The organism is Campylobacter sp. TTU_617 (genome assembly GCF_016599045.1).
Classification (GTDB): Bacteria; Campylobacterota; Campylobacteria; order Campylobacterales; family Campylobacteraceae; genus Campylobacter_D.
The window spans coordinates 47,201-54,628 of record NZ_JAENKV010000010.1 but is presented as its reverse complement, the minus strand read 5'-3'; the positions used below and the strand labels follow the sequence as shown (position 1 = coordinate 54,628).

Sequence of the window (7,428 nt, the reverse complement as noted above, 5' to 3'; positions counted from 1 at the left end):
AGATTTAAGAATATATCTTAAAAACATACTAGATTATGAACTTACTCATATTAAAGAACATCGTCCCGATATCATAGCTTCTTGGAAATACTATCAAGAATTTGAAAAGATGTGTAAGGAGTTGGATGGGTGATTAGAGTATAAATTTAATAAAATAGACTTTTAAATTAAGCTAAGATTTTTTTGATAAAATACAAATTTTATTTTATGAAAGGTTAAAAAATGCTAGAAGGTATTATTAGAGAGAGTATCGGTAGAAAAGCTGCCAAAGCTTTAAAAAGAGATGGTTATCTAATTGCAAATATCTATGCAAAAGGATTTGAAAATATTCATGCGGCTTTTAAGCTTAATGATTTTATTAAAGAAGTGCGTAAAAAAACTACACTTGCCTTTGATGTTAAAGTTGGGGAAAAAGTTTTAAATGTTGTTATAGTTGATTATCAAAAAGATCCTGTAACAGCAGAGCTTAAGCATGTGGATTTAAAAGTAGCACAAAAAGGTGTAATGTCTAAATACATGATTCCCGTTAAAATCACAGGAACTGCGATAGGACTTAAAAATAAAGGTGTATTAATTCAATCAAAAAGAAGATTAAAAGTTAAATGTAAAGCTGAAAATTTACCTAATTTTTTTGAGTTAGATGTTAGTAAATTAGATGTAGGTGATGCTTTACTTGTAAAAGATGTAGTTGTTCCAGAAGGTGTAAGCATTATTGATGCTGAAAGAGTAGCAGTAGTAGGTGTAGAAAAAGCAAGGTGATCTTAGTTGTAGGACTTGGCAATATAGGAGATGCTTATAAGGATACAAGACATAATGTCGGATTTATGCTTATTGATTTAATTCTTAAAAATTACAATTTCTTACAAATTTCAAATACTAAATTTAAAGGAGAGTTATATAAAATAGGCTCTTCTTTATTTTTAAAACCAAATACTTATATGAATAATTCCGGTTTAAGCGTAAAAGCTGTTAAAGATTTTTATAAATGTCAAAGAATTATAGTTATTCATGATGATATTGATCTTAAACTTGGATCTTTAAGATTTAAAAAAGCAGGAAGTAGCGGTGGTCATAATGGTCTTAAAAGCATAGATGAACTTTGTTCTAATGACTATGAACGTGTGCGTATTGGTATTGGAAGATCAAATAATATTAAAGAATTTGTTTTATCTAAATTTAATAAAGACGAAAAAATAATTTTAGATAAAGTTTTAGATCATACAAAAAATGCTTTATTTGAACTTATTGATTCAAATGATATAGCTTATATTGCTTCAAAATATAGTTTAAAAGTTTTATAATGTGGATTTTTTTTCGTTTTATTTCAGGAATTTATCTAAAAAATTTTTTTATTATTTTTTTATCTTTACTTTGTTTTTTTGTTTGTATTGATCTTTTATTAAATTTTAAAGATTTACCTAATTCTGCAAATTTAGATTTGCTTTATGTATTTTTTTTAGCTTGTAGTGCTATATTTTATCTTTTGCCGATCTCTTTAATTTTTGCTTTAATTTTAAGTTTAGTTAATATGATTAGAAGCAATGAATTTGTAAGTTTTTATGCATTGGGATTGAGTAAAAATTTAGTCATTCTTTTTCCTTTTTTATGGGCTTTATTTTTTTGTTTTATTTTTATAGGGCTTAATTTCACTTCATTTGCTTATGCTAATGATTATAAAAGAAATATTATTAAAAATGGTGCTTTAATCAAACAAGGTAGTGGAGTTTTTTTAAAATTTAATGATGATCTAATTTATATTGATAAGGTTAAAAGTACTCAAAATGAGGTTGAGGATATTAAAATTTTTAATACCAAAGATCTTAATTTAACCTCATTTATTGTTGCAAAAAAAGCTTTTTTTAGTAATGATTCTTGGACTTTAAAAGAAGGAAGTTTGACATTGTTGCCAAATGAATACAATGTAAGTGGTAAAGGATTACAAAATGAAGAATTTAAAGATCTAAGAACTTTAGAAGGTTTTAAGCCAAAAATTATTGAAAGTGTGGCAAATAATAGTGATTATTCTATTAAAGATGCATTAGAGGGATTGTTTTTATTTAAAGAGCAAGGTATTAGTTTGCATTCTATAAAAATCTCTCTTTATAAATTAGTTTTTACGCCTCTTTTTGCACCTTTTTTAATGCTTATTATGTATTATTTTTTTCCTATAACAGCTAGGTTTTTTAATTTAGCTTTTGTAAGTTTTATATTTTTTATCATTAGTTTTGGTGTTTGGGGTATATTATTTTTACTTACAAGATTGAGCGAAAATGGGGTTATTTTAACTGAATTTGGCATTATCTTGCCTATTATACTTTTGGCATTGTTTGCAATGTTTATGTATTATAAAAATCGTTAAAGGGTTGAAATGGATTATAAAAAGTTAAGAGATGAGTTTCATACTCCTTTTTATATTTATAATTTTGATGAAATAAAGAAGAATTTTTTAGAACTTAAAGAAGTTTTTAAGGCAAGAAAATCTCAAATTTTTTATGCCCTAAAAGCTAATTCTAATTTAAGTCTTTTGCAAATGCTAATCAAACTTGATAGTGGTTTTGATTGTGTGAGTATAGGAGAAGTAAAAAGAGCTTTAAGAGCAGGCGCTAAACCTTATAAGATTATTTTTAGCGGTGTAGCAAAAACCGAAGAAGAACTTAAAGAAGCTTTAAATTATGATATATTATATATTAATTTAGAAAGTGAAGCTGAAATGCTACTTTTAGAAAAAGTAGCCAAAAAACTTGATATAAAAGCAAGAATTAGTATTCGTGTTAATCCTGATGTAGATGCAAAAACCCATCCTTATATTTCTACTGGATTGAATGAAAATAAGTTTGGAGTAGAGTTAGAGCAGGCTAAAAAAATGTATCTTTATGCTAAGAAATCTTCTTACTTAGATCCTATAGGAATACATTTTCATATAGGATCTCAACTTTTAGATCTTTCTCCTGTTTATGAAGCTGCAGAAATTGTTGCAAAACTTGTAAGAGAATTAAAAGCTTTAAAAATTGATATTAAATTTTTTGATATAGGCGGAGGACTTGGTGTTGCTTATGAAAAAGATGATTTAAAACCAGATCTTTATTCATATGCACAAGGAATTTTGGCAAAACTTAATGGACTTGATGTAACTATAGGAATGGAACCGGGTCGTTTTTTAGTGGCAAAAAGTGGAGAGTTTGTTTGCTCTATTCTTTATGAAAAATATAATAAGACAAAACGTTTTGTGATAGTAGATGGGGCAATGAATGATTTAATACGCCCTAGTTTATATGAAGCATATCACGAAATTATTATGCCTTACAATCAAGGAGAAAAAAGTCTTTGTGATATTGTAGGTGGAATTTGCGAAAGTGGAGATTTTTTTGCAAAAGATAGATTGTTAGAACAAACACAAAGTGGCGATATTTTAGTGATTAAAGATACGGGTGCTTATGGATTTAGTATGAGTAGTAATTATAATACTAGAAATCGTGTTTGTGAGCTAGCTTTAGAAGAAGGCAAAGTAAGAATGATACGCCAAAGAGAGACTTTTGAAGATCAAATAGCTTTAGAGGAAAAATTTTTAAAAGATTAAAAAAATGTTTTTTTTAGATGTTCAAGGCACTTTACTATCAGATAAAGACAAAACTTTAATTTCTGGTGCTAAAGAATTAATTAGTTTTTTAAATTTACAAAATATACCTTATATTATCATTACTAATAACACAAAAAAGCTTGATTTTTTGCAAATTTTAAGGCAAAAAGGTTTAGCTATTAAAGATAATGCTTATATTGATCCTTTCTGTGTTTTAAAAGATCTTTTAAAACCTTGTAAGATTGCAGCTTTTGGGGCTATTGAATTTTTACAAAATCTTGAAATTTTAGGTTATAAAATTGATTTTAATCATCCTGAAGCTTTATTGATTTCTAGTTATGATGATTTTAAATTTAAAGATTTTGCTAGCATGATAGAACTTATTAAAAAAGATATTAAAGTAATTGCCATGCATGAAACAAGTATTTATAAAAAAGATAATAGGCTTTATCCAGGTATAGGTAGTATTATGGCTATGCTTAAAAATGCTATAAATTTTAAGTATGAAGTAGTTGGAAAGCCTAGTTTATCTTTTTATAAAGAAGCTTTAAGGCTTATTCAAAAACAAAATCAAAAAATTAGTTTTAAGGATGTTTGTATTATAAGTGATGATTTTATAGGAGATTTAGTAAAAGCTAAGAGTTTAAATATGAAATGTATTTTGGTTTTAAGCGGTAAAATTAGTGATACTAAAGGAATTAATATAAACTTACTTGATAAAATTTATCCTAGCGTTTTAGAATTTTTAGAGGATTTAAAATGCAAGATTTAAATGACTTAAGAGCAAAAATTGATACTTTAGATGATAAAATTTTATATTTACTTGATAAAAGAATGTCTTATGTTAAAAAAATAGGCAAGATAAAACAGAGTAAGGCTAAGGAGATTTGTGATTTTAAAAGAGAGGAAGATATTTTAGAGCGTCTTAAAAATACTAAATATAAATTTTTAGATGCAAAAATGATTAAAAGTATTTATAAAGAAATTTTTATAATATCAAAACAAATACAAAATTTAGATTAAGATTTTATTAAACTCTTAATTGATTTTTGATACAATAAAATTATTTTTTAAATTTTTGTAATATAATTTTCAGTTTAGATAAATGAATAGTTATTTGTAAATTTATTGAGGTTGCATATGGATTTTAAAAATATGTTCCATCAAATTGGACAACTTTATCAAAATTTAAGCCGTAAACAACGTATAGTTATAGCAGCTTCTATTGTTGTAGTGGTTGGATTTTTAGTTTTTTTAAGTTTATATCGTAACTCAGGAAGTGCTACTTCAGATGGCTATGCTATTTTGGTTGAAAATGTAAAACCAAGTTCATCTGCTGCTATTGTTTCAAAATTGGAGCAAAATGGTGTTCCTTATCGTTTGCAAAATGAAAATACAATTTTAGTTCCCCAAGATCAGGTTTATAGACAAAGGATGATTATTGCATCTGAAGGCCTTATTAAGGATAGTCGTGTAGGTTTTGAAGCTTTTGACCAACAACAATTTGGTGCCACCAATGAAGAACAAAAAGTTAAATATCAAAGAGCAATTGAAGGAGAACTTGCTAGAACTATTGAAACTTTAGAACCTATAAGATCAGCGGTTGTGCATATAGCTTTTCCGAAAGAGAGTGTTTTTACTGAAAGACAAACTCCACCCACTGCTTCTGTTGTACTTAATATTAAAGAAGGTTTAAAACTTACAAGAAAACAAATTGATGGGATAAAAAATATTATTTCAGCTGCAGTTCCAAAGCTTACCAAAGAAAATGTAAGAATTAGTGATCAAAGTGGAGCTCCTTTGGATGAACTAGAAGCTTATGAGAGTGATGTAATTGCTGCACAAGTTAGATATAAAAGAGATCAAGAAAGAGAATTAGAAGAAAAAATTATATCAACTTTAGCTCCTTTTGCTGGCGGAACTGATAAAATAGAAGTTAATGTAAATATAGATTTTGATTTTTCTAAAAAAGAATCTCAAAGTGAAATTTATGATCCAAACCCTATAGTTAGAAGTGAGCAAACCTTGGAAGAACAAAGAGAAGGTAGAAAAGAACCAGAAATTCAAGGAGTTCCAGGTGCTGTATCTAATATAGGTCCAGTTCAAGGGCTTGATAATAAAGGTCAAACAGAGCTTTATAAAAAGAATCAAGTAACAACTAATAATGAATTATCTAAAACAATAACTAATACTAAAAAACAATTTGCCACTATTATTAGAACTTCAGCAGCTGTTGCAATTGATGGAAAATATAAAGAGGTTGTTGATCAAAATGGTAATGTTCAAAATGAGTATGTGCCTTTAAGCGATGTAGAACTTAGAAATATAGAAAGTTTGGTACAAAGTGCTATTAATTATAATGCTGCAAGAGGCGATATTGTTGTAGTTAGAAATTTACCTTTTCATCGTGAATCTGTTAAAGTGGAAAGTAAAGTTAGAACTTTTTATTCACGTTTTATCGAGCCATTTATCCCACCTGTTAAATATTTTATTGCAGCTATTTTACTTTTTATCTTTTACAAAAAAGTTATTGGACCATTTATGCAAAAAATGCTCGAAGATGCAACCCCAGAAGAGCAACAACAAGCTCCTGGTTTGGTATTAGATGAAGCAGAAGATGCTATTGAGAAATTCAATGCGGCAAGGAAAAAAGTTGAAGAACAACTTGGTTTTGGTGATAATTTTAATGAAGATTCTATCCAATACGAAGTTTTACTTGAAAAATTAAGAGGAATTGTAAATGATAAAAGTGAAGAAATTGCCGCTTTGCTTCAAAATTTAGTTCAAAATGATTCTGAATTTAGCGAAAAGGATATGTGATGATAAAGCTTAGTGAAGAACAAAAAATGATTTATGATGATTTATCTATGCCTGAAAAAGTAGCTATTTTCTTAATTCAGCTCGGAGAAGATGCTACAACGGCTGTCTTTTCGCATATGGAAATTGATGTTATTACTGAAATTTCAAGATATATAGCTATGGCAAAAAATGTTGATAGATCTGTAGCTACAGCAGTTTTAGAAGAATTTTATACCTTACTTCAATCAAATCAATATATAAAAAGCGGTGGTTTAGAATATGCAAAAGAAATACTTTTCCGCACCTTTGGTCCAGATATTGCCAATAAAATTCTCGAAAAACTTACTAAAAGTATGGAGAATAACCAGAATTTTGCTTATTTGGCGCAAATTAAACCACAACAACTTGCTGATTTTATCACAAAAGAACATCCACAGACTATTGCTCTTATTTTGGCTCATATGGACTCGATCCATGCAGCTGAAACTTTAGAGTATTTTAGTGATGAGTTAAGAGCTGAAGTTGTAATTAGAATGGCAAATCTTGGTGATATTTCTCCAAGTATTATTAAAAGAGTTTCTGCAGTACTTGAAAGCAAGCTTGAAAGTCTTACTTCTTATAAAGTTGAGGTAGGTGGTCCAAGAGCTGTAGCTGAAGTACTCAATCGCTTAGGACAAAAAGCAAGTAAATCTACCATTACTTATATTGAGCAAAGTGATGAGCGTTTAGCTGAAACTATTAAAGAGCTTATGTTTACTTTTGATGATATTAGCAAACTTAGCACTAATGCAATTCGTGAAATTTTAAAAGTTGCTGATAAAAAAGATTTAATGATAGGTTTAAAAGGTGCAAGTGAAGAATTAAAGCAAAAATTTCTTTCTAATATGTCCTCAAGAGCTAGCGAAGCATTCTTGGAAGAAATGGGATTTTTAGGAGCTGTAAGAGTAAAAGATGTTGAAGAAGCACAAAGAAAAGTAGTTGAAGTGGTACAAAAATTAGCAGAACAAGGTTTAATACAAACAGGTGATGCAGATGAAATGATAGAATAGGAA

General features: G+C 28.0%; 9 protein-coding genes. All 9 read left to right on the top strand.

Going from position 1 to position 7,428, the window contains the following annotated elements:
- The coding region (locus GQV94_RS05680) for a DUF2972 domain-containing protein (protein WP_200170076.1) at nt 1-133 on the top strand (133 nt) is incomplete at its 5' end.
- 89 nt (nt 134-222) lie between these two features.
- Nucleotides 223-759 carry a 50S ribosomal protein L25/general stress protein Ctc gene (locus GQV94_RS05675; RefSeq protein ID WP_200170075.1) on the top strand — a complete coding sequence of 179 codons (537 nt, stop codon included), beginning with the start codon at nt 223-225 and terminating at the stop codon, nt 757-759.
- Nucleotides 756-1,301, top strand: coding sequence for an aminoacyl-tRNA hydrolase (gene pth, locus GQV94_RS05670; protein WP_200170074.1), 546 nt, complete (start codon nt 756-758; stop codon nt 1,299-1,301). The genes GQV94_RS05675 and pth overlap by 4 nt, the downstream gene beginning before the upstream one ends.
- Nucleotides 1,301-2,359, top strand: a complete 1,059-nt coding sequence (locus GQV94_RS05665) for an LptF/LptG family permease (protein ID WP_200170073.1) — start codon at nt 1,301-1,303, stop codon at nt 2,357-2,359. Before pth ends, GQV94_RS05665 begins: the two co-directional genes overlap by 1 nt.
- Before the next feature lie 9 nt (nt 2,360-2,368).
- Nucleotides 2,369-3,577: a diaminopimelate decarboxylase gene (lysA, locus tag GQV94_RS05660; RefSeq protein WP_200170072.1), complete on the top strand. Its 1,209-nt coding sequence runs from the start codon at nt 2,369-2,371 to the stop codon at nt 3,575-3,577.
- A gap of 4 nt (nt 3,578-3,581) precedes the next feature.
- Nucleotides 3,582-4,349: an HAD-IIA family hydrolase gene (locus GQV94_RS05655; RefSeq protein WP_200170071.1), complete on the top strand. Its 768-nt coding sequence runs from the start codon at nt 3,582-3,584 to the stop codon at nt 4,347-4,349.
- Complete coding sequence (locus tag GQV94_RS05650; RefSeq protein ID WP_200170070.1) at nt 4,337-4,600, top strand: chorismate mutase; 264 nt, start codon at nt 4,337-4,339, stop codon at nt 4,598-4,600. The genes GQV94_RS05655 and GQV94_RS05650 overlap by 13 nt, the downstream gene beginning before the upstream one ends.
- Before the next feature lie 117 nt (nt 4,601-4,717).
- A complete protein-coding gene (gene fliF, locus GQV94_RS05645; RefSeq protein WP_200170069.1) occupies nt 4,718-6,397 on the top strand; it encodes a flagellar basal-body MS-ring/collar protein FliF in 1,680 nt (559 codons plus the stop codon).
- Nucleotides 6,397-7,425, top strand: a complete 1,029-nt coding sequence (gene fliG, locus GQV94_RS05640) for a flagellar motor switch protein FliG (RefSeq protein ID WP_200170068.1) — start codon at nt 6,397-6,399, stop codon at nt 7,423-7,425. Before fliF ends, fliG begins: the two co-directional genes overlap by 1 nt.
- Nucleotides 7,426-7,428: the final 3 nt, after the last annotated feature.